25 protein-coding genes and 1 riboswitch are annotated in these 25,674 nt (G+C 58.6%); of the genes, 12 read left to right on the forward strand and 13 right to left on the reverse strand.

Annotated elements, in window-relative coordinates; translation table 11 throughout:
• Positions 1–199 precede the first annotated feature (199 nt).
• On the reverse strand, positions 200–1,003 hold the full coding sequence (locus tag BUC04_RS18585; protein ID WP_073326065.1) for an outer membrane lipoprotein-sorting protein: 804 nt from the start codon (positions 1,001–1,003) through the stop codon (positions 200–202).
• Between the two features lie 10 nt (positions 1,004–1,013).
• Positions 1,014–1,697 (reverse strand): TetR/AcrR family transcriptional regulator, encoded by a 684-nt coding sequence (locus BUC04_RS18590; RefSeq protein ID WP_067660123.1) that lies wholly within the window; start codon positions 1,695–1,697, stop codon positions 1,014–1,016.
• A gap of 300 nt (positions 1,698–1,997) precedes the next feature.
• On the opposite strand from BUC04_RS18590, the gene BUC04_RS18595 reads away from it, so the two are divergent.
• Complete coding sequence (locus BUC04_RS18595) at positions 1,998–3,257, forward strand: anaerobic sulfatase maturase (RefSeq protein WP_067660120.1); 1,260 nt, start codon at positions 1,998–2,000, stop codon at positions 3,255–3,257.
• Between the two features lie 72 nt (positions 3,258–3,329).
• Here the strand turns inward: BUC04_RS18595 and BUC04_RS18600 are convergent, their stop codons facing one another.
• Positions 3,330–6,149 (reverse strand): FAD-binding and (Fe-S)-binding domain-containing protein, encoded by a 2,820-nt coding sequence (locus tag BUC04_RS18600; RefSeq protein WP_067660135.1) that lies wholly within the window; start codon positions 6,147–6,149, stop codon positions 3,330–3,332.
• Between the two features lie 188 nt (positions 6,150–6,337).
• Here BUC04_RS18600 and BUC04_RS18605 point away from each other — a divergent pair, with 188 nt between their 5' ends.
• A complete protein-coding gene (locus BUC04_RS18605) occupies positions 6,338–6,799 on the forward strand; it encodes an RDD family protein (protein ID WP_067660117.1) in 462 nt (153 codons plus the stop codon).
• A gap of 30 nt (positions 6,800–6,829) precedes the next feature.
• Here BUC04_RS18605 and BUC04_RS18610 read toward each other — a convergent pair whose 3' ends face one another.
• From BUC04_RS18610 to BUC04_RS18620, 3 genes are all read right to left on the reverse strand, one after another.
• Entirely contained in the window at positions 6,830–7,144 is a 315-nt protein-coding gene (locus tag BUC04_RS18610) for a hypothetical protein (protein ID WP_067660114.1), read from the reverse strand.
• Between the two features lie 86 nt (positions 7,145–7,230).
• A complete protein-coding gene (locus BUC04_RS18615; RefSeq protein WP_067660112.1) occupies positions 7,231–7,458 on the reverse strand; it encodes a hypothetical protein in 228 nt (75 codons plus the stop codon).
• Positions 7,459–7,526: 68 nt separating this feature from the next.
• Positions 7,527–7,718 (reverse strand): DUF3185 family protein, encoded by a 192-nt coding sequence (locus tag BUC04_RS18620; protein ID WP_067660109.1) that lies wholly within the window; start codon positions 7,716–7,718, stop codon positions 7,527–7,529.
• A gap of 236 nt (positions 7,719–7,954) precedes the next feature.
• On the opposite strand from BUC04_RS18620, the gene BUC04_RS18625 reads away from it, so the two are divergent.
• Positions 7,955–8,410 carry a DUF1801 domain-containing protein gene (locus BUC04_RS18625; RefSeq protein WP_067660106.1) on the forward strand — a complete coding sequence of 152 codons (456 nt, stop codon included), beginning with the start codon at positions 7,955–7,957 and terminating at the stop codon, positions 8,408–8,410.
• A gap of 82 nt (positions 8,411–8,492) precedes the next feature.
• Here BUC04_RS18625 and BUC04_RS18630 read toward each other — a convergent pair whose 3' ends face one another.
• Positions 8,493–9,071, reverse strand: a complete 579-nt coding sequence (locus BUC04_RS18630) for a hypothetical protein (protein ID WP_067660103.1) — start codon at positions 9,069–9,071, stop codon at positions 8,493–8,495.
• A gap of 18 nt (positions 9,072–9,089) precedes the next feature.
• A riboswitch (cyclic di-GMP riboswitch) is annotated at positions 9,090–9,164 on the reverse strand.
• A gap of 187 nt (positions 9,165–9,351) precedes the next feature.
• Here BUC04_RS18630 and BUC04_RS18635 point away from each other — a divergent pair.
• Entirely contained in the window at positions 9,352–9,963 is a 612-nt protein-coding gene (locus BUC04_RS18635) for an arylesterase (RefSeq protein WP_067660099.1), read from the forward strand.
• Between the two features lie 99 nt (positions 9,964–10,062).
• Here BUC04_RS18635 and BUC04_RS18640 read toward each other — a convergent pair whose 3' ends face one another.
• The 4 genes from BUC04_RS18640 to BUC04_RS18655 all read right to left on the reverse strand — a co-directional run bounded on the left by BUC04_RS18640 (position 10,063) and on the right by BUC04_RS18655 (position 16,721).
• The gene (locus BUC04_RS18640; protein ID WP_067660096.1) at positions 10,063–12,039 is read right to left on the reverse strand and encodes a BCCT family transporter; all 1,977 of its coding nucleotides are present in this window, start codon (positions 12,037–12,039) and stop codon (positions 10,063–10,065) included.
• Positions 12,040–12,139: 100 nt separating this feature from the next.
• Positions 12,140–14,125 (reverse strand): choline BCCT transporter BetT, encoded by a 1,986-nt coding sequence (gene betT, locus BUC04_RS18645; protein WP_067660093.1) that lies wholly within the window; start codon positions 14,123–14,125, stop codon positions 12,140–12,142.
• A gap of 313 nt (positions 14,126–14,438) precedes the next feature.
• Entirely contained in the window at positions 14,439–15,110 is a 672-nt protein-coding gene (locus BUC04_RS18650; protein WP_067660090.1) for a lysoplasmalogenase family protein, read from the reverse strand.
• Positions 15,111–15,143: 33 nt separating this feature from the next.
• The gene (locus BUC04_RS18655) at positions 15,144–16,721 is read right to left on the reverse strand and encodes an AMP-binding protein (RefSeq protein ID WP_067660087.1); all 1,578 of its coding nucleotides are present in this window, start codon (positions 16,719–16,721) and stop codon (positions 15,144–15,146) included.
• Positions 16,722–16,936: 215 nt separating this feature from the next.
• Here BUC04_RS18655 and BUC04_RS18660 point away from each other — a divergent pair, with 215 nt between their 5' ends.
• The 7 genes from BUC04_RS18660 to BUC04_RS24300 all read left to right on the forward strand — a co-directional run bounded on the left by BUC04_RS18660 (position 16,937) and on the right by BUC04_RS24300 (position 23,490).
• Positions 16,937–18,679: a formate--tetrahydrofolate ligase gene (locus BUC04_RS18660; protein ID WP_067660084.1), complete on the forward strand. Its 1,743-nt coding sequence runs from the start codon at positions 16,937–16,939 to the stop codon at positions 18,677–18,679.
• A 279-nt stretch (positions 18,680–18,958) separates the two neighbouring features.
• The gene (locus BUC04_RS18665) at positions 18,959–19,618 is read left to right on the forward strand and encodes a hypothetical protein (protein WP_143165792.1); all 660 of its coding nucleotides are present in this window, start codon (positions 18,959–18,961) and stop codon (positions 19,616–19,618) included.
• An 84-nt stretch (positions 19,619–19,702) separates the two neighbouring features.
• The gene (locus BUC04_RS23750; protein ID WP_143165793.1) at positions 19,703–20,254 is read left to right on the forward strand and encodes a hypothetical protein; all 552 of its coding nucleotides are present in this window, start codon (positions 19,703–19,705) and stop codon (positions 20,252–20,254) included.
• Between the two features lie 134 nt (positions 20,255–20,388).
• The gene (locus BUC04_RS18670; protein WP_067660076.1) at positions 20,389–20,850 is read left to right on the forward strand and encodes a GNAT family N-acetyltransferase; all 462 of its coding nucleotides are present in this window, start codon (positions 20,389–20,391) and stop codon (positions 20,848–20,850) included.
• A gap of 73 nt (positions 20,851–20,923) precedes the next feature.
• Entirely contained in the window at positions 20,924–21,370 is a 447-nt protein-coding gene (locus BUC04_RS18675; protein WP_067660073.1) for an HIT family protein, read from the forward strand.
• Positions 21,371–21,504: 134 nt separating this feature from the next.
• The gene (locus BUC04_RS18680) at positions 21,505–22,824 is read left to right on the forward strand and encodes a hypothetical protein (RefSeq protein WP_067660069.1); all 1,320 of its coding nucleotides are present in this window, start codon (positions 21,505–21,507) and stop codon (positions 22,822–22,824) included.
• A gap of 204 nt (positions 22,825–23,028) precedes the next feature.
• Complete coding sequence (locus BUC04_RS24300; protein WP_073326069.1) at positions 23,029–23,490, forward strand: GNAT family N-acetyltransferase; 462 nt, start codon at positions 23,029–23,031, stop codon at positions 23,488–23,490.
• A 161-nt stretch (positions 23,491–23,651) separates the two neighbouring features.
• On the opposite strand, the gene BUC04_RS18690 is transcribed toward BUC04_RS24300, so the two are convergent.
• Complete coding sequence (locus BUC04_RS18690) at positions 23,652–23,945, reverse strand: hypothetical protein (RefSeq protein ID WP_067660063.1); 294 nt, start codon at positions 23,943–23,945, stop codon at positions 23,652–23,654.
• A gap of 362 nt (positions 23,946–24,307) precedes the next feature.
• On the opposite strand from BUC04_RS18690, the gene BUC04_RS18695 reads away from it, so the two are divergent.
• The gene (locus BUC04_RS18695; protein WP_067660061.1) at positions 24,308–24,556 is read left to right on the forward strand and encodes a DUF6482 family protein; all 249 of its coding nucleotides are present in this window, start codon (positions 24,308–24,310) and stop codon (positions 24,554–24,556) included.
• Positions 24,557–25,149: 593 nt separating this feature from the next.
• Here BUC04_RS18695 and BUC04_RS18700 read toward each other — a convergent pair.
• Positions 25,150–25,431 carry a hypothetical protein gene (locus BUC04_RS18700; RefSeq protein ID WP_067660058.1) on the reverse strand — a complete coding sequence of 94 codons (282 nt, stop codon included), beginning with the start codon at positions 25,429–25,431 and terminating at the stop codon, positions 25,150–25,152.
• Positions 25,432–25,674 lie beyond the last annotated feature (243 nt).

A 25,674-nucleotide genomic window follows, 5' to 3' on the forward strand; every position in this document is an offset into this window, starting at 1 on the left:
CCCGCTCTTTGGGAAAGTCCTTTGCTCTGGGCTGGTGTTCCGGTTTTGCTTTCACACTAGGAGCACCTAGCACCTAGCACCTAGCACCTAGCACCTAGCACCTAGCACCTAGCACCTAGCACCTAGCACCTAGCACCTAGCACCTGGCACCTGGCACCTGGCACCTGGCACCTAGCACCTAGCACCTAGCACCTGGCACCTAGTCTCTCAGTGTCTTCATCTGGCTTTGCGAGAAGAAGGCCTCGTCAATGGCAAAATCGAACTGGGCGGCGTGGGTGATCATCTCGGTCTTCTGACCCGGTTTGTCCGCCGGGATCATCTCCATCCTGGTGGCCAGGGCCCGGCCGCCCATCTGCTGCACCTCGAAGGTGTTGAGGGTGTTCACCAGCTCATCAAACTCGTCGTAGAACTCCACCTTGCGCTGCAGATGGGTCTGCTTGGAGATCCACAGCCGCACCTTGCTCCACACCACCGGGGCGTCGGGCTTGGCGACGGCGTCGATGACGTAGCTGAGATCGCCGTCGAACACCTCCTCGCCCACCAGGCTATGGTGGTAGTCCACTACGATGGAGGACTGGTTGATCAGGTCATCATTGGTGAAGTCCGAGCCCATCCAGGACTGACCCAGCATGGAGGGGGCGATCTTGATCACCCGCTCGATCCCCGGCAGCCAGTTCCACATCTCCCGTTGGCGCTTGAGCGAGGCGCTGCCCTTATCCCGGGCTGGCGCGGTGACCAATACCAGGGAGAGATCCTGGCCCTTGGTCCAGCTCTTCATGCTCATGGAGCGGGTCCAGTCCGGCCGGATGATGTTCATGGTCAGCTCGGTGTAGCTGGCATCCCCGCGCATCTGCTGATCAGACAGGCGGACGATCTCGCTGGCGTCGGTTTGGGTTGCGGGCTGGTTCTCAGTATCCGCCTCTGGTGTGGCGCTGGCTGGCAGGGCAAAACCGCCGATCAGCAGGGCCAGAAGGGCGGCGCGAAGCTGGGGTAACAGGGTCATGGGGTTCTCCTTACTCGAACCAGGCGGCAATCAAAGCGGGATCGGCCAGCGGCAGGCTGCCTGCTGGGGCGGCCAGGGTTCGCTCCAGCGCTTGCTGGCTGGCGGCCAGCAGTTGGCAACAGGCCTCCACCGGCTCGGGGGCCGAATCCGGTGCCAGCAGGATCTCGGTGATGCGCTCGCCCTGGGCGGCGAGCAGGGCAAACAGCAGCTCGGCAGTGGCCTCGGGCTGTTCGATATCAAACACCCCCTCCCGGGCGCCCTGGGCCAGCAGCTGAGCATAGAGCGGAACTGCTAATCGCCGGGTTTTCTCGGTCAGGGTTAGCCGCAGCTTGAGGTTGCTGCCCTGGTGCATCGCCCTGGCCTGCAGCAGCAGGGCGTCCTTGTGTTCCAGCTTCCAGCGGTTGGACTGGCTCATCAGCGCGCGCCACTTCTCCAGCGCAGGCAGGGCCGGATCGTCGATCAGTCCCTGGATATGCGGGGCGAAGCTGGTCAGCATCCGGTCTGTCAGCGCCTCCAGCACCGCCTGCTTGGAGTCAAAGTGATGGTAGAAGGCCCCTTTTGACAGGCCGACCGCCTTGAGCAGATCGTTGACCGAGGTGCTGTCGTAGCCTTGCTGCATAAACAGCTGCTCGGCGGCATCGAGGAACTCCTCTCGGCGCTGCTCACTGGGTTTGTTGGTACGGACGCGGGTCATCTCACCCTCCGGTGTCCTTGTTGATAATTTAAATATACCGACCGTCGGTCTGTTTCGCCATAAGCGGCAGAGAGGATTGGTGTGAAAAGGCGATCGGTCGCACGAATGGGGCTACTAACCCGACTGGGTAAATCCCTGCAAAGCCCGTTGCGCCAGGCAGGGGCGCTGACTATGGTGAGCCGGCACCCGCTTTCACCCCTTTGCGGCTCCCGGACATCAAAAAGTGTGAAGCTGAACCGGCCAGCCCCAGTGAAAGCCAATACACTGCGCCCATCCCTGAACAGCGAGCGGACCCCAGTCATGAAGAAACCCTTTCACCTGATGGCCAAGCCCACCAGCTTTGAGTGCAACCTGGATTGCGACTACTGCTTCTATCTGGAGAAAGAGCGTTTCTTTAAAGCGGGCAAGCCGCGGCAGAAGGCGCAAAAGCCCTTTGTCGGCATGAGCGACGAGGTGCTGCGCGCCTACGTAAAGAACTACATCGCCGCCAACGAGATGCTGGAGAGCATCGAGTTTGCCTGGCAGGGCGGCGAGCCCACCATGGCGGGCATCGATTTCTTTAAGCGGGCGCTGCAGTACCAGCAGAAGTTCGCCAACGGCAAAACCATCACCAACGCACTGCAGACCAACGGCTTGTTGCTCAATGATGAGTGGTGCGAGTTCCTGGCCAAGAACCAGTTCCTGGTGGGCCTCTCCATCGATGGGCCGGAAGCGATGCACGACCACTACCGGGTCACCAACGCCGGCAAGGGCACCTTTGCTCGCATCATGAAGTCGGTGGAGTGCATGCAGAAGCACGGGGTGCAGTTCAACACCCTCACCACCTTGAACGACCGCAACATTGAGCATCCGCTGGAGGTGTACAACTTCCTCAAGGGGATCGGCTCCCAGTTCATGCAGTTCATCCCCATCGTCGAGCAGGTCCAGGTGGAGGTGGAGAACCCCATGCTGATCGTGCCGCAGCTGGAATCAAAGAAGCAGCTCACCCCCTTCTCCGCCGATGGCGACAAGTTCGGCCGCTTTATGGTGGCGATCTTCGATGAGTGGGTGCGCAAGGACGTGGGCCGGATCTTCGTGCAGGCGTTCGATAACGCCCTGGCGGCCTGGTACGGCGAGGAGCCGCCGCTGTGTATTCACCGCAAGGAGTGTGGTCAGTCCCTGGTGATTGAGCGCAACGGCGATGTGTTCAGCTGCGACCACTACGTCTACCCCGAGTACCGCCTGGGTAACGTGTTGGATGACAAGCTGCCCAAGCTGGTGGAGTCGAAGAAGCAGCAGAAGTTTGGCCAGCACAAGGCCTGGGTGGGGCAGAAGTGCGCCAACTGCGATTGGCGTTTTGCCTGTAACGGCGGTTGTCCTAAGCACCGCATCCACCCCAACCCGGACGGCTCGATGCAGAACCATCTGTGCGCCGGCTACCAACGGATGTTCGCCCACTTTGACCCCTACATGAAGTACATGGCCAACGAGCTGCTGGCCCAGCGCCCGCCGGCCACGGTGATGTACGTGGCGGACCAGATCGCCACCCGGGTCAAGGCCAGCCAGCCGGTCTGCGATTAAGCCCAACCCCAAAGGTAAGCGCCCACTTCGGTGGGCGCTTTTCGTTTGATGTATGGGGTTCGCTACCTTGCCTCAAGCGCTGGGTCGGGTGCACTCCTCGACCAGGTAAGCCAGGTGGCGGTAGCTGATGCCGCTGTGGCGGGTCAGGCCCACCTCGCACATGCGGTTGGCGTAGTAGCCCTCATCCACCTTCTCCGGCAGCTGCTCCTTGAGGTGGCGCAGCGCACTGGCGTTGATCTCCGGCTTGTACAACCCCTTCTCGCCGGCGAAGCCACAACAGTGGATCCCCGCCGGTCGCACCACATCCTCGGCAAAGGCGCGGGTGATCGCCTCCAGCTTGTCGTTGACCCCCATATGGCTGGCGGTACAACCCAGGTGCAGGGCGACCTGGCCCTTCTTCTGCACCGGTGGCAGTTTGTCCAGCAGCTCGTCATGGATGAACTCCACCGCGTCGAGCATGGTGTAGTTAACCCCGGCATCCTGCAGGGTGCGCTTGGTGCAGGAGAGGGCATCGACGATCACCGGGTACTTGCCGCCCTCGGTCAGGATCTCCAGCGCGTCGATCATCTCCCGGCGCTTGGCGTCGGCGTTTTTGTAATCCCCCTTGGACTCCCACATTTGGCCACAGCACAGGCTGCGGGTGTTGTCCGGCACCCGTACCTGGTAGCCGGCGCGCTCCAGCAGGGTAGTCATCACCTCGGGCAGGGTACGGTGATCCGGATCCTTGGGGGTGGCGCCGAAGGTGCGGCCACCGCAGGCGGCGAAGTAGACCACGGTGGGCCGGTCTTCATTGAACTGCACCGGCTTGGGCAGGGTACCGCCTTTGGGGAAGTCCGGATCCCAGTAGGGCACCTCGCTGCTGATCTTCTGCCCCAGCGACATGATGGCGCCGGTAACGGTGCTGCCGGTGAACTTGTGCATGCCACTGAGCACATTGAAGCCGGTGCTCAGTACGCTGTTGACGCTGCCGTAGTGGTCGGCCTGGAAGTCCAGTACCCGCTGGGCGGTGGAGGTCAGCTGGGTGCTGCGCAGTTTGCGCACCAGCATGCCCATGTTGTTGTCCACCGGGCAGGCGATGGTGCACAGCTGGCAGGCGACGCAGGTGTCGATGACGTCGTACTGGGCCGCCTCGCGCATTTTGGCTGCTTCCGCTTGCTCGCCAGCCTGCTCCAGCCGGGCGATTTCGCGCAAGGTGGTGATGCGGTGACGTGGCGACATGTTCAGCGCCGAGGTGGGGCAGGTCTTCTCGCAGAAGCCGCACTCGATACAGCGATCCACCCAGTCATCCACCACCGCCGATTCCTTGATGCGCTGGATGTGCACCTCGGCATCGTCATTGATCAGCACCCCCGGATTGAGCAGCCCTTCCGGGTCAAACAGCGCCTTGATCGCCTTCATCAGTCCGTAGGCCTGCTCACCCCACTCCATCTCCACGAAGGGGGCCACGGCACGGCCGGTGCCATGCTCTGCCTTCATGGAACCGTCGTACTTGTTGATTACCAGCTCCGCCACCGCCTGCATAAAGCGGTCGAACTGCTCTACGTCGCTCTTGCGCCGGAACTGCGGGGTGATGATGAAGTGGAAGTTGCCGTCCAGGGCGTGGCCGTAGATCACCCCCTCGGGGTAGCCGTGCTCGAGGAACAAGGCGGAGAGATCGGCGGCGGCGTTGGCCAGATCCTCCACCCGAAAGGCCACGTCCTCGATGATCACCGAGGTGCCCTTAGGCCGTTCCCCACCGATGATGGGGAACAAGCCGGAGCGCATCGCCCAGTAGCGGCCGAACACGGCGGGGTCTGAGCTGAACTCGATGGGCCGCTCGGTCTGGATGTGGGCGATCGCCTCCGTGACCTGGCGGGTGTAGTCGTTGAGGGTGTCCGGATCGTTGGCCCGGCTTTCGATCAGCAATATAGCCGCCCCCTCGGGCAGTTCACTGAGCCACTCGGGCATGCCCGGCTTGCCGGTGACCGCCTTGATGGAAGCCCAGTCCAGAAGTTCGGCCGCGGCCACCGCGTCGGTTTTCAGCGGCGGAATGGCGGAGGCGGCGTCCACCATATTGAAGAACACCGCCATGGCGGAAGCCTTGAAGCGGGCCTCTTCCACCGTCCGGTAGGTGACCTCCTCGACAAAGGCCAGGGTGCCCTCGGAGCCCACCACCAGGTGGTTGATGATGTCGAAGGGCTGTTGGAAATCCACCAGGGCATTAAGGCTGTAGCCGGTGGTGTTCTTGATGGAGAACTTGTGGCGGATGCGCTGGCTCAGGGCCTCGTCGGCCTGGGTCTCTTTGGCCAGCTGCGTCAGGGTATCCAGCAGCTTGGGGTGGGTTTGGGCAAAGGCGGCCTTCGAGTTCTCGTCGCCGGTGTCCAGGTAGCTGCCATCGGCAAACAGCAGCTTGGCGCTGTCGATGGTCTGGTAGCTGTTCTGGGCGGTGCCGCAACACATGCCGGAGGCGTTGTTGTTGACGATGCCCCCCACCATGCAGGAGGCGAGGGTGGCGGGATCCGGTCCGATCTTGCGATCCAGCGGCTTGAGCTTGGCGTTGGCATCGGCGCCGATCACTGCGGCACCTAGGGCAATCTTGCTGTGATCCTCGCTGATCTCCAGCTTGCGAAAGCCGTCGTAGCCGAGCATCACCAGGATGCCGTCCCCCACCGCCTGGCCTGACAGGCTGGTACCGGCGGCGCGGAAGGTGACCGGGGCCTGGAACTGTCGGGCGACCGCCAGGGTTTTCTCCACCTCTTCGACCTGGTTAACCCGCACCACCAGCTCTGGCACGATGCGAAAATAACTGCCATCGGTGGACCAGGCAAAGCGTCGAACCGGATCGTCGGTGACGGCGTGTTCCCCCAGTTGGGCCTGGAGGGCTTGATGAACGGCTTGGTAATCAATGCTCACTTCGGATACCCCAATGTTGCTGCTCACAGGGGCAAACCCTATTGGCTGTATCAGGTTCACCCAATATGACCTTAGTCGAGCATGAGTGAAGCGGTGTAACTGGGCCAGCAGGGCTTATGTCAGGATTGCCGCGGGTCATGAGGGGAATCGGACTATAGTGGGAACAGACTTCCGTTGAGGCGACGGGTATGAGCAGCTTGGTTTACGGTGGTTTTTGGTTGCGGGTGGCGGCGGCGTTGATCGACTCGGTGCTGATGTTGATCCTGCTCTCCCCGCTGGTGAGACTGATCTACGTGGATGAACAATGGGTCGGGGCACCGCCCCATTTCAGCTTCGCCGAGTTGCTGCTCAACTACCTGCTGCCGGCCCTGGTGGTGATTGTGTTCTGGATTGCCAAGTCAGCCACACCGGGCAAGATGGCGCTCAAGCTCACCATTGTCGACGCCAACACCGGCGGCAAGCCCAGCACCAAGCAGTTTATCGTCCGCTACCTGGGCTACTACGTTTCCACCATTCCCCTCTGTCTGGGCCTGTTGTGGGTCGCCTTTGATGAGCGCAAACAGGGCTGGCATGACAAGCTCTCCGGCACCCTGGTGGTGCGTAATACCGCACCTAATACCGTTGAGTTTGAGCAGCAACCGCCTGACTGAACCCGCCCTTAGGGCTTCCGCCCACGGGGATTAGAGGCACTCGATGGTGAGGTATTCCTTGCGGCCCAAGGTGATGTAGTAAAGCGGGGAGATCAGCAGGTCGAACAACCAGCCATTACCCATGGCATTCTTTATCACCAACTTCTGCGAAGTGAGCGCCTCGATGGCCACAGGCGGGCTTTCGCACCAGTCGATGCGTGCTTGTAGCTGCCGGGCGTCGGCCGGGATGGTCAGGTTGATTTCGGTGTCCGCCTTGAGCTGGGCCACCACCTTACCGTCGATCAGGATCTGGTAGCTGCGAAAGCTGTCTTGCAGCTGGCTGGGTCGTGAGATCTGAACGTCCATGCAGTTGTCTCTCCGTTGGGCCCGCGAAAGCGGGGCTATGTCTCTGTTTGTGTGAACTCCACGCCTGAGAAAGCGAACCTCGCGACTTAATGGTTGCAGGCGCAGCCGATCTGGCCGTTGCTGTTGCGCCACTGCTCGTATTGGCCGCTGCATTGGACACGAACCGTGTCACAACGTGGATTGCCGTAGCCGACATCGGATTGACTGGCGCCGGATAACACCCCGCTGACCAATTCATTGAACAGGAACTCCAGGTTATCCGAACTGGCACAACCGCTAAGGAGCAGGGTGGTGCAGAGCAGCAGGCAGCGCATTAAACCTCCTGAAACCTGCTCGACGAACCGTGACTTGGCATCGGCTCGCCGCGGTTGGGTTGATGGGGTTATTTGACCTTGAGCAGGCCCACCAATACGGCGATGGCGCCGCCGACCATGCCGGCATAGGCCTCCACCGGGGTGTCGCCGCTGATAGCACGGGTAACCTGGGCGCTGGCGGAGTCGTAGACACCGTAGCCCCAATACGCCAAAGCCACCCCGACCACGATCAGGACAATACCCAAGATTTTGCTGTTCATTCCTACTCCTTGGTAACGCGCCGCAGGGCGTTTGTTTCAACCTGCCCCAAGTGAGGGCAGGGCGTGCGGCTACACTGATTCTGAGCCAGGGAGGAACCCGGATTCAAGCGTTGGAGAGCCGGTTGGACAGCAATGCGCTTCACTTTGTTTTCCATGGCGAAAATCACTGGCTTGTTAAGCTTCGCTGGCGTAATTGACTCAGTGGAGGCGACCCGAAATGGCGCAGGGAGGAACGAATGACGGCACTGAAGACGCGCCCCAATGCGTGCCCGGTTCAGCATTACCTGGCGGGCATTACCGATAATACCCGGCGTCTGGATGGCGAGGCGCTGGTTACCTTGTTTGCCCGGGTGACGGGGTATCGGCCGGTGATGTGGGGTGACAGCATCGTTGGCTTTGGCCAGTACCACTATCGGAACAGCGCCGGTGAGTTCTCCTGGTTGATGACCGGGTTCTCGGTGCGCAGTCGCAACCTGACCCTCTACGTGATGCAGGGCTTCGAGGGCTTAGAGACTGAACTGGCTCGGCTGGGCAAGTTGCGCCACGCCAAGTCCTGTCTTTACCTGCCACGGCTGGCGAGTGTGGATGTGCAGATGCTGGAGGGCTTCCTCGAGGTGGTAGTGGCGGACATGCGCCGGCGTTATCCCTGCAGCGAGGTGGATCTATCAAGCCTGGTGGATGACGCCGATTAGCGCTTCGTTCCCCGCGGGAGGGCAAACAAAAACACACCGCCGAGGCGGTGTGTTTGCGTTTCATGGCTGAGAAAGCGTGGGCTTACTCAGGGCAGGTCAGCACCCGCTCTTTGTCACCCAGTACGATCGGGTCCGGGCAGTAGGGCATGTGCATCATCGCGGTGATCTCAGCGCCGTTGGCGTCGAAGAAGGTCACCGGGGACAGCTTGTAGAAGCTGATGTTGATCCAGTTGCCGGCGCCTTCCTTGTTGCGCAGCACGAAGTCACCGCCTTTGGTGTTCATGATGGACCAGCCCAGCATGATGCCGCGCTTGTTCTTGTTGTTGGTCAGCTCGATGACGGCCGCGGCGTTGTTCTCGATGTTGTTGAACTGCACCAGCGGCAGGGCGTTGTTGAGATCCTTGTCCTCATTGCGACCCACCACCTTGAAGGTCGGCGCCCGCGGGCCCTGGCCGTCACGGGTGTTGGAGACGGTGAGCACCGCTTCCATCTTGTTGTCACCGTGGAGGATCAGACCACCGTCGTCGGCAGCGCTCCAGCCGACGTTGAGAAAGTTACCGTTGTCATCGGCGTCGGGGAATAGCACGGTCCCCTGAAGTGCGATGGCACTGGTAGATACAGCGGCGACGAAACCGGCAGCAAACAGAAATCCCTTTTTCATGATGTTTCCTTTTGGTTGGTACGCAACCCGGCGGTCTTCGTGAGATCCGTGGCTTTCCGTCCTGGCCTCGCAACCAGTTTGGCGGGTTAGTCCTTTCACTCCCCATGTTAAAAAAGGCCTAGCTCGCGGTAATCGCCCAAAGGTATGAAATTTAAACTAATTCTTCATACTTTGGGGTGAGGTAACTCGCAGGTGACTGGGTATGAACAGGAGATTAGGGATGATGGCATGGCTCCGACAAGCACGGCTGCAAAGGCGATCGCCTCGACAGTGGGCGCTGATGAGGCGCAATCTGTCGGCAGGGCTGCTGATGCTGGCCGGGGCACTGATGCTGTCGGGCTGTGGTGGCCCCAGCCTGCCGCCGGTGCCGCAAAACGGGGTGATCCTGGCCTTTGGTGACAGCCTCACCGCCGGGGTGGGGGCCTCGACAGGGCAGAGCTACCCGGAGGTGCTGGCCAGCCTGTCCGGCCGGGTGGTGATCAACGCCGGGATCTCCGGTGAAGAGACCGCCCAGGGGCGACAGCGGCTGCCGCAAGCCCTTCAGGAGCATCAGCCGGATCTGCTGATCCTGATGGAGGGGGGCAACGATATTCTGCGCAACCGCTCCAAGACCGAGCTTAAGGCCAACCTGGCGGCAATGATCGAGCAGGCCCAAGGGCAAGGGGTGCCGGTGATGCTGGTGGGGGTGCCGGAAAGGGCGCTGTTCTCTGACAGTGCCCCGCTTTATGGCGAGCTGGCGGAGCAGTACCAGTTGGTGTTTGAGCCCAAACTACTGCGAAGCTTGTTGGGGCAGCCGGCGCTCAAGTCGGACCCCATCCACTTCAATGCAGGCGGCTACCAGGCGTTGGCAGAAGGGCTTTATCAGCGGCTGGTCGACGCCGGCGCGCTGTAAGGGCTATTCAGGGGCTTTCGAGAGGCTATCTAAGCACCTTCTAAGCACAAAAAAAGCCGGGCATAGGCCCGGCTTTTTGCTTCTTGGAATAACCCTGATTTATTCGCGAACCACGTGGAGGAAGTGCAGGTGCTTCTCGTACTGGTCGAGGATGTCACCCAGCACCTGCTCCCGGCTCCAGCCCATGATGTCGTAGTCCTGGCCACCTTCGCGCAGGTGCACCTCGGCCCGATAGTAGTGGCTGGCCTCGTCGGTTTCATCGGTATCGCTGAGCTGGAAGGCAGGGCGTTGATAATCCACCACCCGCACCTCGTACTCAAAGTCGATCTCAGTACCCAGAACCACCTCGAAGCGCACCCGTGCCCGCTCAGGTTGAGGGTGGATATCCACCTGAACCCCCTGCTTGCGCAGCTCCTCGGCCACCTCTTCCATCACCGGAGAGACGGTGCCATCGATAAAGCGTTCCACCTCGTCGCGACGTGGCAGCAGCATCATGGTCTTAACTCGTTGCTGCCAGGGCACCGGATCCCGCGCCACCCGGGGAGCCAGGTTGGCGCTTTGCTGGCTCTCCTTTTTGTGCAGATCCATCCGCAGTGCCTGCAGCAGGCCGTAGCTGGCCACCAACAGGATCACCGCAAACGGCATGGCGCTGGCGATGGTGGCGGTTTGCAGTGCCGCCAGGCCGCCGGCCAGCAGCAGTACGATGGCCACCGCAGCCATCAGCCCAGCCCAGTAGATCCGTTGCCATACCGGGGAGTCGGTGCGGCCACCGGAGGCCAGCATATCCACCACCAGGGAGCCGGAGTCGGCGGAAGTGACGAAGAACACCACGATCATCAGCATGGCCACGAAGGAGAGCACGCTGGAGAGCGGGAAGCCTTCCAGGAAGTGGAACAGCGCCAGCGAGGCATCGGCACTGATCACCTGACCCAGCGCCATCTGCCCCTGGTTGAGCACCAGATCGATGGCGGAGTTACCAAACACCGTCATCCAGGCCAGGGTAAAGCCGGCGGGAACAAACAAAACACCGGTGACGAACTGACGGATGGTGCGGCCGCGGGAGATACGGGCGATAAACAGGCCGACGAAGGGCGACCAGGACAGCCACCAGCCCCAGTAGAGCAGGGTCCAGCCACCGAGCCACTCTTTCGGATCGTAGGCATAGAGATTGAAGGTTTTGGAGACAATCTCCGACAGGTAGGCCCCGGTGTTCTGCACGAACATCTGCAGCAGCAGTACGGTGGGACCCAGCAGGATCACCATGGTCATCAGCAGCAGCGCCAACACCAGGTTGAGCTCGGACAGGCGTCGTACACCCCGGTCCAGGCCGGTGACCACCGAGATGGCGGCCAGCGCCATGATGCCAAGGATCAGCCCCACCTGCACCGAGGTGGCAACCTCGATGCCAAACAGGTGGGACAGGCCACTGTTGATCTGCAGCACGCCGTAGCCCAGCGAGGTGGCGACACCAAACACCGTGCCGAGGATGGCAAAGATGTCCACCGCGTGGCCGATAGGGCCGTAGATGCGATCGCCAATCAGCGGGTAGAGGGCACTGCGCAGGGTCAGCGGCAGGCCGTGACGGTAGGCGAAGAAGGCCAGGATCAGGGCGACGATGGCGTAGATCGCCCAGGCGTGCAGACCCCAATGGAAGAAGGTCAGCTTCATTGCTTCCTGGGCGGCCTCGATGGTGGCAGCGTCACCTTCCGGCGGGGCCATAAAGTGCATCACAGGTTCTGCCACGCCAAAGAACATCAGGCCGATGCCCATGCCGGCGGAGAACAGCATGGCAAACCAGGAGCCGTAGCTGTAGGTGGGCTCAGCGTGATCCGGCCCCAGCTTGATCTCGCCAAAGCGGGACAGGCCCAGGTAGGCAACAAAGACCAGGATCAGGGCGACCACGGAGACATAGAACCAGCTGGCGTTATCGAACAGCCAGGCCTGGAGCAGTGCCACCTGTTCGCCAAAAGGCCCGGGGAACAGGGCGGCCAAAGCCACCAGGACAAAGATAAGGGAGCTGGCACCCCAGAAAACGGGCCCCAGCTGACGTTTGGGAGTAGAGATGATCGCCTCCAAATTGGCGCTCCTTGATGTTGTTTTTGTTTCCCTTGGCGGATGGATTCGCCGCCACAAAAAAGCCCCCGGCTGGCCGGGGGCTTTTGCTGTTGCTTAGGTCTTATTCGCGTACCACGTGGAGGAAGTGCAGGTGCTTCTCGTACTGGTCGAGGATGTCACCCAGAACCTGGTCACGGGTCCAGCCCATGATGTCGTAGTCCTGGCCACCTTCACGCAGGTGCACCTCGGCACGGAAGTACTTGGCTTCCTCTTCGTCCGCTTCCTCTTCGGTCATGACGAAGGCGGGACGCAGGTAGGCACGGGCACGAACCTCGTATTCGAAGTCGATCTCCTCACCCAGGTGGACCTCAAAGCGAACGCGGTTGCGTTCTTCGTCGCTGGCCACCACCACATTGACCTGCTGCTTGCGCAGCTCTTCGGCCACGGTTTCCATCGCCGGCTCCACCACCTCATCGATAAAGCGGTTGACGTGAGAACGACGGGGGAACTGCATCATGGTGCGCAGGCGCTTGTCCCAGGAGACTGGGTTGCGGGTTACCCGCGGCGCCAGGTTGGCCAGCAGCTGGCTGTCCTTCTTCTGCAGGTCAACCTGCAGCGCCTTGTACAGGCCGTAGGAAGCGGCCATCAGCACGATGGAGAAGGGCAGGGCACTGGCGATGGTCACCGTCTGCAGGGCAGACAGGCCGCCGGCCAGCAGCAGTACGATGGCAACAATGCCCAGCAGCGAGGTCCAGAAGATCCGCTGCCACACCGGGGTGTGATCGGTGCCGCCGGAGGCCAGCATATCCACCACCATGGAGCCGGAGTCGGCGGAGGTGACAAAGAACACCACGATCATCAGCATCGCCAGCAGCGACAGGATGCTGGAGAGCGGGTACTGCTCGAGGAACACAAACAGCGCCAGCGCCGAATCCTGACTGATGATGTCGCCGATCACCGGGATATCCTGATGGAGGATAAGATCGATGGCGGAGTTACCGAACACCGTCATCCAGGCCAGGGTGAAGCCGGCCGGAACAAACAGTACGCCCAGTACAAACTGGCGGATGGTACGGCCACGCGAGATGCGGGCGATGAACATGCCAACAAAGGGTGACCAGGACAGCCACCAGCCCCAGTAGAACAGGGTCCAGCCACCGAGCCAGTCGGTGGGGTCATAGGCGTACAGGTTGAATGTCTTGGAGACGATCTCTGACAGGTAGGAGCCGGTGTTCTGCACAAAGGCCTGCAGCAACAGCACGGTGGGGCCCAGCAGCAGGATCAGGGTCATCATCCCCACCGCCAGGATCAGGTTGAGCTCCGACAGACGACGGATCCCCTTCTCCAGGCCACTGACCACAGACACGGTGGCCAGGGCGGTGATGATCAGGATGATGGTGACCTGGGAGCCGGTGGTGTTGGGGATGCCAAACAGGTGGCTCAGGCCGGCATTCACCTGGGCAACGCCAAAGCCCAGCGAGGTGGCCACACCGAACACGGTGCCCAGCACGGCGAAGATGTCCACCGCGTGGCCGATGGGGCCATAGATACGATCGCCAATCAGCGGATAGAGCGCGCTGCGCAGGGTCAGCGGCAGGCCATGACGGTAGGCGAAGAAGGCCAGGATCAGCGCCACGATGGCGTAGATGGCCCAGGCGTGCAGACCCCAGTGGAAGAAGGTGATCTTCATCGCCTCCTGGGCAGCCTGGACGGTGCCGGGATCGCCCACCGGCGGATCCAGGAAGTGCATCACCGGCTCGGCCACACCGAAGAACATCAGACCGATGCCCATGCCGGCGGAGAACAGCATGGCGAACCAGGATTTGTTATTGAATTGCGGCTCGGCGTGGTCCGGCCCCAGCTTGATGTCGCCGAAACGGGACAGGCCCAGGAAGGAAACAAACAACAGGATCAGGGCAACGGCCAGGACGTAGAACCAGCCAGCGTTGGCAATCACAGCGGCCTGGATGGCGCTGAAGTGGCCGGCGGCTTGCTCTGGCATGATGGCGGCGTAGGCCACCAGCACCATGATCAGGGCTGCGGCGCCACCAAAGACGGGTGGATTGATCTTACTTTCAAATTTGAGCTTCTGCGGCTCATCGGACATGAGTCCTCCCTACTGAAATCATTCGATTTCGGGTTTTACGGCGCGAACACGTTGCCGTTTGGGAGGGATCGCGAAAACGCGATGGTCGCGGGGACGGGTAGGAGGACACAGTCCTGCCTTAGCCAAAGCCACAAGCCTGCCAAAACGGCAACGGCGCATTGTAGGCAACCCGGACTGAGGTATGCACTCAGAGCGGTTCGCTAAGACAGTATTGGCCAAAGTTGGCCAAAAGACCCGCACACTATAGAGAATTTATTTTCAATAAACCAATCGCTTGTGAACCGATGTATCCAACCTTGATAAAATTGCTGGCTTATTCGACCGCGATTGCCGGTTTTGCCAGCGTTGACTCAGATTGCAGCAGCGACTGGATCAACAGCCACTGTGCGGCGTAGTAGCTCAGCCAGATGCCGCTCAGCCCCCATGGGCTGGGCCAGATAAAGGTGTCGATGGCGATCCAGCTGTCGGAAACAAGAAACAGCATTGCGCCAAAAATGACCGATCGGTCCCGGGCACCGTGCATCACCGTCATCACCATGGCGGTAAGCAGCGCGGCATAGATGGCCATGGGCCAGAACATATGACCCTGGGGCGTATCGAACAAGAACGGCGAGATAAGCCAGATGAACGCCGCCGTACCCAGCGGTAGCGTCCAGGCCAAAAAGGCAAACTCTCCCTCCGGCCGCTGGGCAAACAAACGGATGTAGGCCAGTTGGGTGATGGCGAAGGCACAGAGTCCCGGCAGCAGGTGGGTGTGATGGCCCAGATCGAGAATGATGTCGCCGCAGGCGGCAAAAGCCAGCGCCAGCATCGCCAGACGACGGGGTTGCCCCTGCAACTGGCGGGCACAGAGGGCCAACAGCAGCAGGATGGGGGCGGCCTTGAGCAGGCCGCTACCGATAAAGGGACGCATTGGCGCCACGGCGATGTAGCCGAGCGCCGGGGCCCAATAGAGCAGGGCCAGGGCTTTGGGGTAATAGGACATCCTTGTCCTCCGGTTGGGATTGGTAAACAACCGCTAGCCGCGCAACTCCCTGCGCAGCACCTTGCCCACGGTCGACTTGGGCAGTGCTTCCACCTTAACAAAGCGACGCGGCTGCTTGTAGCCGGTTAAGCGCTCTTTGCAGAAAGCCTTAAGTTGGGCCACGTCCAATTCGGCCTCGCTGACCACATAGGCCACCACTGTTTCGCCGGTGCGCTTGTCGGGCTCGCCCACCACCGCTGCCTCCAGCACGCCGGGGGCCTGGGTCAGGATCTCCTCCACCTCGTTGGGATACACGTTGAAGCCGGAGACGATGATCATGTCCTTCTTGCGGTCAACGATGGTGACAAAGCCGTCCCGGTCCAGGGTGGCGATGTCGCCGGTCTTGAGCCAGCCCTCGGCATCCAGCACATTGGCGGTCTCCTCCGGCATCTGCCAGTAGCCCTGCATCACCTGGGGGCCGCGCACGCACAGCTCGCCCTCCTCGCCGCCGGCCACGGTGTCGCCTTTGTCGTTGATCACCTTAAGCTCGGTGTCGATAAGCCCGGTGCCGATCGTGCCCAGCCGTTCCTGACCTATGGGGTTGAGGCAAACCACCGGCGAGGTTTCTGACAGGCCGTAGCCCTCGGAGACGGTGCAACCGGTGGTGTGCTGCCACAGGTTAGCGGCGGTGCTGGTCAGGGCGGTGCCGCCGGAGATGGTGAGCTTGAGGCTGGAGAGATCCAGCTGGCGGAACGCCTCCAGGCGGCATAAGCCGATGAACAGGGTATTAAGGCCGGCCATGCCGGTGACCTTGAATGGCCTTATCTGCTCAACAAAGGCGGGCAGGTCACGGGGGTTGGGGATCAGCACATTGAGGCTGCCGCGGGCAAAGAAGGTCACCAGGTTCACGGTAAAGGCGTAGATGTGGTAAAGCGGCAGCGGCACCACGAACACCTCTTCGCCTTTGCGGCAGGTGTCCCCCAACCGCGCCAACACCTGGCGGGCGTTGCCCAGCAGGTTGGCGTGGGTCAGCATCGCGCCCTTAGCTACCCCGGTGGTGCCACCGGTGTACTGCAGGCTGGCCAGGCTGTCCGGGCCCAATACCGGCGGGTGAAACGGCAGATCGGCGCCATCGGTCAGCAGCGTCATCATCGACAGGGCACCGGGGATGCTGCCGGCGGCCGGGGTGCTCTGGTGAAAGTCCAGCGCGGTGGTGGTGATCACCCACTGGATCTCGGTCTGATCGAGGATGCTGGCGGCACGGTCGGCCAGGTCACTGAGGATCACCAGCGCCTTGGCTCCGCTATCGCGCCACTGGTGCGCCATCTCCCGGCCGGTGTAGAGGGGGTTGGTGTTCACTAACACCAGGCCGGCCCGCAGCGCACCAAAGGCGGCGATGGGAAACTGCAGCAGGTTAGGCAGGCATACGGCGATGCGATCACCCGGCTGCAGCTCGGTGTGCTGCTGCAGGTAGGCGGCAAAAGCGCGGGTGTAACGTTCTACCTCGGTGAAGCTCAGGGTGTAACCCAGGGCGCTGAAGGCGGGCTTGTCACCGTACTGTTCGCAGGTGTCGGTGATCATCCGGGCCAGCTCGGTGGCGGCGGTCAGTTCCACCGGGTGGTCATAGCTCATCGTTGGGTCCTCGTTTCCCTCGTTGGAGTTCCAGCATAGTGGCAGAACGAACTGCCTTCGAGTGGCGGGCTTTAGTGATGTGTGTTGCAAAATTGGTGTTGGGTTGTGATTTATTGTCGCCGGGCGTCGGGCTGGGCAGTTGAATCAGGTACAATCCCGCGCCAATAACAAAAACGACATCTCTGTTGACCTGTACCCTGCGGAAGCCTGAATCGATGAAATCCGATCTGACTATCTCTCAAGAAGCCCAGCTGCAACCCATCGCGACCATCGCGGATGCGGCTGGGATCGCCGCCGAAGAGCTGATCCCCTACGGTGACGCCAAGGCCAAGGTGAAGTTTTCCCTGCTCAAGCGCCTGGATAACGCCAAGCGCGGCAAGCTGGTGCTGGTCACCGCCATCACCCCGACCCCGTTTGGTGAAGGCAAAACCGTCACCACCATTGGCCTGTCCCAAGGCCTGAAGACCATCGGTCAGAACGTGATGGCCTGTATCCGTCAGCCCTCCATGGGCCCGGTGTTTGGCGTTAAGGGTGGTGCTGCCGGTGGTGGCTACAGCCAGGTAGCACCGATGGAGGAGCTGAACCTGCACCTCACCGGTGACATCCACGCGGTGTCTGCGGCCCACAACCTGGCCGCGGCGGCCATCGATGCCCGCCTGTTCCACGAACAGAAGCAGGGCGACAACTTCGAAGCCAAGACCGGCATGGCCAACCTGCAGATCGATCCCAAGCGCATCGTCTGGGGCCGCGTGGTGGACATGAACGACCGCACCCTGCGTCGCGTGACCATCGGCATCAACCGCGAAGGCTCTACCGCCAACGGTATCGAGCGTGAAAGCGGCTTCGACATCACTGCCGCCTCCGAGCTGATGGCGATCCTGGCGCTGTCCAAGGATCTGAAAGACCTGCGTCAGCGCGTCGGCCGTTGTGTGCTGGCCTACAGCATCGATGGTAAGCCGGTTACCGCCGAAGACATCGGCGTGGCGGGCGCCATGGCCGCCATCCTGCGCGATGCGGCTCAGCCGACCCTGATGCAGACCTTGGAAGGGGTACCGACCCTGGTGCACGCTGGTCCCTTTGCCAACATCGCCCACGGCAACTCCTCCATCATCGCCGACCGCATGGCCCTGCGCCTGGCGGACGTGGTGGTGACCGAAGGTGGCTTCGGCTCCGACATGGGCTTTGAGAAGGCCTGTAATATCAAGGCCCGCGCCGCCGACAAGACCCCGGACGCGGCCGTGGTAGTCGCCACCCTGCGTGGCCTCAAGGCCAACTCCGGCAAGTACGACCTGCGCCCAGGCCAGGCCTTGCCGGAGGCGATCTTTGCCCCGGACACCGAAGCCTTGGAAGCCGGCTTTGCCAACCTCCAATGGCACATCGAGAACGTGAAGCGCTACGGCATCCCGGCGGTCGTGGCGATCAACCGCTTCCCCCAGGATACCGATGAAGAACTGAACTGGCTGCGTGACCAGGTAGCGGCACTGGGTGCAGAGGTCGCGATCTCCGAGGCGTTCGGCAAAGGCGGCGAAGGCGCTGCTGAGCTGGCCGAGAAAGTGATGAGTGCGCTGCAAACCCCTGCGGATTTCCAGTTCCTCTACGACGTGGAGCAGGGCATCGAGGCCAAGCTGACCCAGATCGCCCGCGACGGCTACAGCGGTGACGGCATCGAGCTGTCTGACGATGCCCGCGCCGAGATGGAGAAGCTGGAAGCCCTGGGCTTTGGCAACCTGCCGGTGTGCATGGCAAAGAGCCCGGCTTCTATCAGCCACGACCCGGCGCTGAAAGGCGCCCCCAGCGGCTTTACCGTACCGGTACGTGGCCTGCGTCTGTGCGCCGGTGCTGGCTTCATCTATGCCCTGACCGGCAACGTGATGACCATGCCGGGCCTGTCCGATAAGCCGGGCTACCTGAGCATCGACATCGACGAAGACGGCAACATCACCGGCATCGACGAGTAACTCTTTGCCCTGATGACAAAGGCGCCGGCTGCGTAAGCAGCCGGCGCCTTTTTTGTACCTGGTCAACCACACCTGACTTTGGGGAGGGCTGGCTGCATTTGGTGATTGCAGTGCCTCTCAGGCAGTTCGATTCCCACTCTGAATCCAACTTCTCTGTTCCACCAAGAGAACGACACAGCATCTCACCTAAGTCGTTGATTGAGCGAGATTCGGTTGTTAGCGTGGCCTCACATCGGTCTGAGTAATCATTTCAAAGTTTATAGTAAGGAGGTAGCGTTGTTGGATTTCTTCACTTGCTTGTGGAGCCACATTAATAGTTGGAACTGGTCTGGAGTTACACAGAGCGTAACTGGTATTGCAACACTGATTATCGCATGGATGGCTCTAAACTCATGGAGAAAGCAGCATAAAGCTCAGAAAGTAACAGGCTTGTTCGACGAGCTAACGGATTCAATACATGAACTTGTGCAGGCGCTCGGTGGTCCCATTCAGCAGCTCCAGTTTATCCGTATAAGTATTGATAGTTGCAAGTATGATATCAATCTAGACAAGTCGCTGCCCCACCCAGAAGAGATTTGTTATATAAAAAAAGAGGGCCAAGAGTCAGCGGCCAGACTTAATGTACAACTTAAGGAATGCGCTCAACCTGCACACAAAATACGCTCTTTACTCGTAAAGGCGCAAGTTTATGACATTAAGAGCTTTGAAAATTGCAGTAAGTACTGCGAATGCATAGTTTGGCAATATGATAGATTGCAAGTAGTTTACTCCATTCTTGCAAGTGATAACCTAAATTGGAATCACCCTAAAGCAATTGATTTCGTAGATCATCTGAAAAATATAACACCGGAAGATATAAGTGCTCATCTAAAGGAAAATCAAATAGAGTACATAAAGTTTGTCAAAGGCATCTATAAGAAGGAATTTGATAGTGCCTAACAAGTCCAATCAGGAATGCGCACTTCGTGCGCGGGATCTCGCTACACTCGGCTCCTTTTGGGGCTTTAGTCGCTTGGAGAATTAATGGATATTTACAAAAATAAAAAAAAGCAGATTAGAGAGTTAACTGAAAAATGTAAGTCTAAACAAGGTGAGTACCTACCTTCACATCATGGCTCTGGCAGTTGGGCTACTACTTATTCGACGGAGTTTATAGATAGTGCTAGTGAACTCTACCTTGTTTTTCAGAGCTTGGATATAGGAGACCCACTGTATCTATTGGCTAAACAGTTTCGCTCAGCTGGTATCCGTTCTTGTCGAGGATCGGAGTTTACGATTGATCGAGCCGTGTATCTATACACCTCACATTTGAGCCACCGTTTGTCGGTTCTAGAAAGTAAATCTAAGGTAAAGTTAGTTAAATCTAAAGTTTCTTGTCCATATTGTGAAAAGAAAGTGGTAGATCTTACACAGCACATCAGTCAATCACATCCTGACAAGTGGGATGCGTATTACGACAAAAATGACATAAAGTTAAAAGGAAAAGTTCGGTGTGGGTCTTGTGGTTGTTTCCTTAAATCTTTATCTGGTCACATGGAAAAATGCCCAAGAACGCTGCAAAATAGCAGCAGGTAAAATGTTTGATGTGTACTTTCAACCTTGTGATTATTAGTGCGGTTTTAGTTTGGTTATTAAGATAGTCTGTTTGTGTGAGGCTCAATGGGTCAGAGTGATCGAAAACCGAAGGCTAGTAATCAAAGATATATCCCATGAATGACGACAATATAGTTAAGGTTTGGCGGCTAAGTGCAGGTGAAGAAGCCATCGCGCTGGCGGCGGTTGAGAAACTCATTCCGGAAGGTGAGCGTGAAGGATGCGTCCCGACTATTGGCCACTTACAAGAGCTTCTTGCTAGCCAGACAAACATCGTTATCGTTGCGACAGCCAATGCTGTGCCTATCGGTTTTTTGAGCGCATACGTTATGCCCAGACTCGATAGGGACGAAAAGATGGCTTACTTCTATGAGATCGAGGTTTGCCCGCAGTTTCGCAGGCAAGGTATTGCTACTGCCATGGTCAACGAACTGAAGCATTGTTTGCGCAGTCAGGGCGTCTCGAGCCTTTGGGTTGGCACAGAGTCCAATAACACGCCGGCTTTGTCGCTGTACCAATCTACCGGGGCGGTGCGTGAGCCGGAGTTAATCCACGAGCTTTGGTATAACAACATTTAGCTTGAAGGTCAGCGAGGACAATCCTCGTGAGCACAATCTGAGTTGGGCTAATGCTTGGGTGTATGGAGAGGTAATGAGCACAGTATTTACGCAAATCATCAATCGAGAGCTGCCAGGCAGAATTGTCTATGAAGATGATGATGCTTTTTGCATTCTGCCCCGTGGGCACTTCGTGAACCCTGGGCATATGCTGGTGATCCCCAAAGCAGAGGTGGATTACATCTTTGACCTGGATGACGAGACGTATCATCAGCTATGGGCTTTATCCAAGAAGCTGGCTGGCCCTCTGAAAGCGCTCACCGGTGCCAATCGCATTGGTATCGCTGTGGAAGGGTTTTCGGTGCCCCATGTGCATATCCACTTGTGTCCGCTCTACGACGAGGCGGATCTCAGTCCTCATCGAAATGAGCCATGGAGCGAGCAGGATAGGGATGAATTCGTTGAAACGTTCATTGCCAAGCTCTCGGAGAGTGCCGTCACCCAGATAATGGCGAGTGGCGTAACTGGCGTTGCAAAGTAACTCAGAATTACCCATCTGTTACGCTTTAATATTAATTGGTTAAACAGATACCTTATTCAGGATTTTTGCGGTAAAGCTGCTTTCTTAATCGTCATGGCCTTCTTACTCTGAGCCTCTCTTAATAGGAAGGATCCATGATGAAAAAGATCGCCCTCACCGTGTCATTGGCCTTACTGGCCGGTTGCAGCAGCAGTAAAGACGATAAACCCGACGCGGATGACGCACTGAGTCTTCTCGCCTTTGACCCGGCTCGCCAATGCTATGCCGCCGTGACCGAGCTGGAGATCTGGCGCCACAACGACCAAGGGGCCTTGCTCGGAACCCTCGGTATCGATCCCCAGGGTCAGGTCGACTTGAGCGGCTTGGCCAGCAGCGATTACCTCACCGTTTACGATCCCTTTGAGTCAGAGCCTCGTGCCCATATGCTGTTCAGCTTCGCCCGCAGCATGATCGATGGGTCGCAGGTGTGGCTTATGGATAGCCAGGAGAGCAATGATCCCAGCGCCCACCTAGGTGATTGCATTGAGTCGCTGCCCACTCTCGATTGGCACCCCTACAGTATTGATAATGCCGATGAGTACCGCGCTATCGCCCGAGATAGCCTGCGTACACGGCAGGTGGTGGACGGTGAAAGCCAATCCAGCGGCTTGAACGAACTGAGCTTTGATCTGGGCCCTGTCCTGTTCCTGGGCAGACGAGAAGGCTTTAGCAGCTACCAGGACTTTGCCGTGCTGCGTGACGGCGACGACACCGCCTTCCAGTTGGATGGGACGCTTGAGCAGGTCAGCCTGCATCATAACTACGGCTATGCACTCGATGCCATCCCCGGCCGAGTCCTGGTCGATGGCTGGCTGATGGACATTGATACCGGCTACTACCAAAGCGGTGATCATATCCTGCTGGATCTGCTGCCCACCTCGGCGGCTGACCAGCATATCGAGTTCGATGTGGCCGACAGCCATCCGAGCATCGCTAACGGCAGCTACTTTATCGCCGGCAGCCTGGCCAGAAACGATGAGCTGAGCTTCACCCTTCCTGATATCGATACCGACACGATCAACGAAATGGAGTGGACAGAGCAGGGGCTGAGCTACCAGGCGGCGGGCTTTGATCACCAGTACGTGTTCTCCGTGCAGATGATGCTGAATCTGAGCCAGTTCAGCACCACCACCCACGCAGTCATCGGCAAGCCGCAGGGGGGATGGCTGCCCCACTTTGAACTGCCTGAGGATCTGGGGGGACTGCCCGCGATCTCCGCAGTGCACTTGATGCAGACCGAGCTTTCCATGTTCCTGCCTGCGTCTGAAGGCCTGGAGGGTCTGCTGCGCTGGGGCGATGCTGAAAGCCTCAGCTATGGTGCAACGCTCTACCATCTGGATATGGATATCGACGCTTCATCGGTGCAGAACCGCACTGAGCTGGCCACGCCATTTGGCCACAAAGTAAAGCTCTAACCCTGAACGAAGGCGCCCCACTGGGCGCCTTTTTCTTACCACGGGTCTGTCCCAGTTCCCGCGCTCCCCGAGCCGAACTGAGCCAGGTTCAAGGGGGCAGAGTGGTTGAAGGTCGTGATGACGCCTTTGGCGACGAAAGATGACATGCGAACTTGGTCTCTTCCGATGAAGGTAGGGCTTACTGGTGTAGACGAATGAAGATAAATGCCTATTAGATTGGAAAGAGTTGCCCTTAGTGATGAGCGATATATCTCCTTATGTGAGTCGTGCCTTCGAGAGTTGCGGGACACCTACACGCCAACGAAGCGGGCACTGCAGGCAAGGGCAGTGGAAAGTAGCAGCCTTGAGCTGTTTGCCTTGATACAAGAGAACAAAATCGTAGCGGCGGTCAGCGTAAAGAGAGATAGAACCTCCCTACATCTTTCCGCTTTGTACGTGTCATGCAGCCATAGGGGGCGAGGATTGGCTCGTTTACTTCTCTCACAAGTCTCTGCTGCGTTCTCAGGTGCAAAAGAGATGTCGGTTTGGTGCGTTGAAGAGACAGGGAATGTTGATGTATTCAGAGCACTTGGCTTTTCCTTGGTGAGAAAAGAGAAATCAGCCTTTCTAGCCTTGACGGATGGTCGCCCAGCTACTGAGGTGCAGTTGTCCCGAATGCTTGATTAGTCGGGCGAGCCTGGAGCCATTGATAGGACAATGAAGGCGAGCACTTTCATGCCAATCCATCTTTCCCATGCCAACCGCGGTGTCCTTGCTTCACCGGCAGTTGGCCAAGGGTCATTGCTTTTCATCGTGTCTCTCCAAGCAATCAGAGCCGTAATCCAGGCTTATTCACCGCGCTGTTGGCGCAGAGCTTGGTGCTGGTCTTGGAGCTTGGCTTCTTTGCTTTGCTTGGCCAGTACCGGGTAATCGGTCACGGTCACACGACCAAAAACCTGTTGCGCTGAGGCCAGTGCGTCCTGACGTGCTTCCTCGGCGATAGTCTGGCTGACCTGGGCAAAGCCTTGCTGCAGGGAGCGGTCGATCGCTTCGTTGAGGGAGATGGTCTGGCCTGCCTGGGCGGTGCCGGTCAGGGACAGAGCAACAACAGAAACAGATACCAGAGTCTTCAGCGCAGTCATGGGATTTACCTTATGTGATTGAGTGACACTGTCTGTGATTACAAGCGGCGTGCCAATGTTTGAAATTTAATCAATGTGATGATTTTGTTGGATATTTTTAAACCGGATTGGGCGGGTGAGAATCCCGATATGGGGAGTAATCGGGGGCAATAGCAGAATTGACCATAAGGTTGGTCAAATCCACCAGTGATACTGATGTTGAGAGGAAACTGGAGATGATCTGCTTGGCTTTGCTCGCCTATTTGTTTGAGGGTGCTTTTCGGCGCTAATGACAGTTGGAGCTGGCAGAAAGCAGATGGCTGATCTCGAGAGCCGCAGTGCTCGTTTAACTCTGACGTGGACCAACCAGCGGGTACGCTTCCATGGCCATAACACTGCAACAGCTCAAACACAGCCCTGACATCGATAGGGTGATGATCCACTCACTGGAGTGCGCCTTGTACAGCGCCTCGGTGGAGATCAACGGACAGACCCATGCTATTTACAGCCAAGACGATGAGGTACTGACCACCCGCAGTCTGGTGTTGATGCGCCAGGCCTTGGCGGATGTGCCGGCGGGCAAGGTCCATCTGAATGAACACAACGCTTACGACGAGATGGTTGGGCTATAGCGAGGTCGGCCTCTGCTGAAAGAAAAGGGCTCCCGATGGGAGCCCTTGTCGTTCCGGCTCTCTCATGGGGTACGGGAAGGCATGGCACGGCTTAACGGCAGCTAAGCCGATCATTGGCTATCGGTAGGTAAGAAGGCGAAGGCCTCTAGACAAGGCTGATCGATAAACCTCACAGGCAAGGCTCATAGAAAAGGCTTGGAGTAAAAGCCCATAGATAGACGTCTTTTCGAGGCGGCTTTACGGAATCGCAGCCAGTTAGAAAGCAGTCTGTTCGAAATAGCAGACTGTTCGAAACAGCAGTCTGTTCGAAATAGCAGGTTGTTCGAAACAGCAGACAAGTGGAGCTAGGGATCAGTGGCTGGGTCTGGTGTGAAGAAAGGGCCCAACCGTCGCCAGGGTGTTTGGGTTGTCGTCAGATCTCGTGAACGAACTGGCTGGGTAGGAGAATGCTCTGCAATACCCCCGTTTCTTGGCGAGCCGGGGCCAGCCTTGACTAACCGAGGCCAACCGCGGTGTCTGTGTGCACCGCCGGTCGGCCTAGGGTTATTGCCTTTCATCGCGTCTCTCCAAGCTATTGGAGCCGTAATCCAGGATTATTTCTCGCGCTGTTCGCGCAGCTCTTCTTGCTTGGCTTCTTCGGTTTGCTTGGCCAGTACCGGAGAGTCGGTGACGGTCACGCGACCAAAGAAACGTTGGGCGGTGGACAGGGCTTCCTGACGTGCTTCCTCAACGATGTTCTGGCTAACCTGGGCGAAGCCACGTTGCAGAGAGCGGTCGATCGCTTCGGTGAGGGAGATGGTCTGGCCTGCTTGGGCGGTGCCAGTCAGGGACAGAGCAACAACAGAAACAGATACCAGAGTCTTCAGCGCAGTCATGGGATATACCTTGTGTGATTGAATGACACTGTAGCTATTACAAGCGGCGTGCCAATGTTTAAAAAATAATCAAATTATTGATTTTGTTAGGTAATTTTAAGGCGGGCTGGAAGGGGGAGATTGCCGATATGGGGAGGAAGTTGGGGCAATAGTCGAATTGACCACTGGGTTGGTCAAAACCGCTACCGAATGCAATGTTGACTGGATTTAGCCGGTGCGGGTCATCTTTACGCCACTGTGCTT

It is taken from the genome of Ferrimonas marina, assembly GCF_900129905.1.
GTDB lineage: Bacteria > Pseudomonadota > Gammaproteobacteria > Enterobacterales > Shewanellaceae > Ferrimonas > Ferrimonas marina.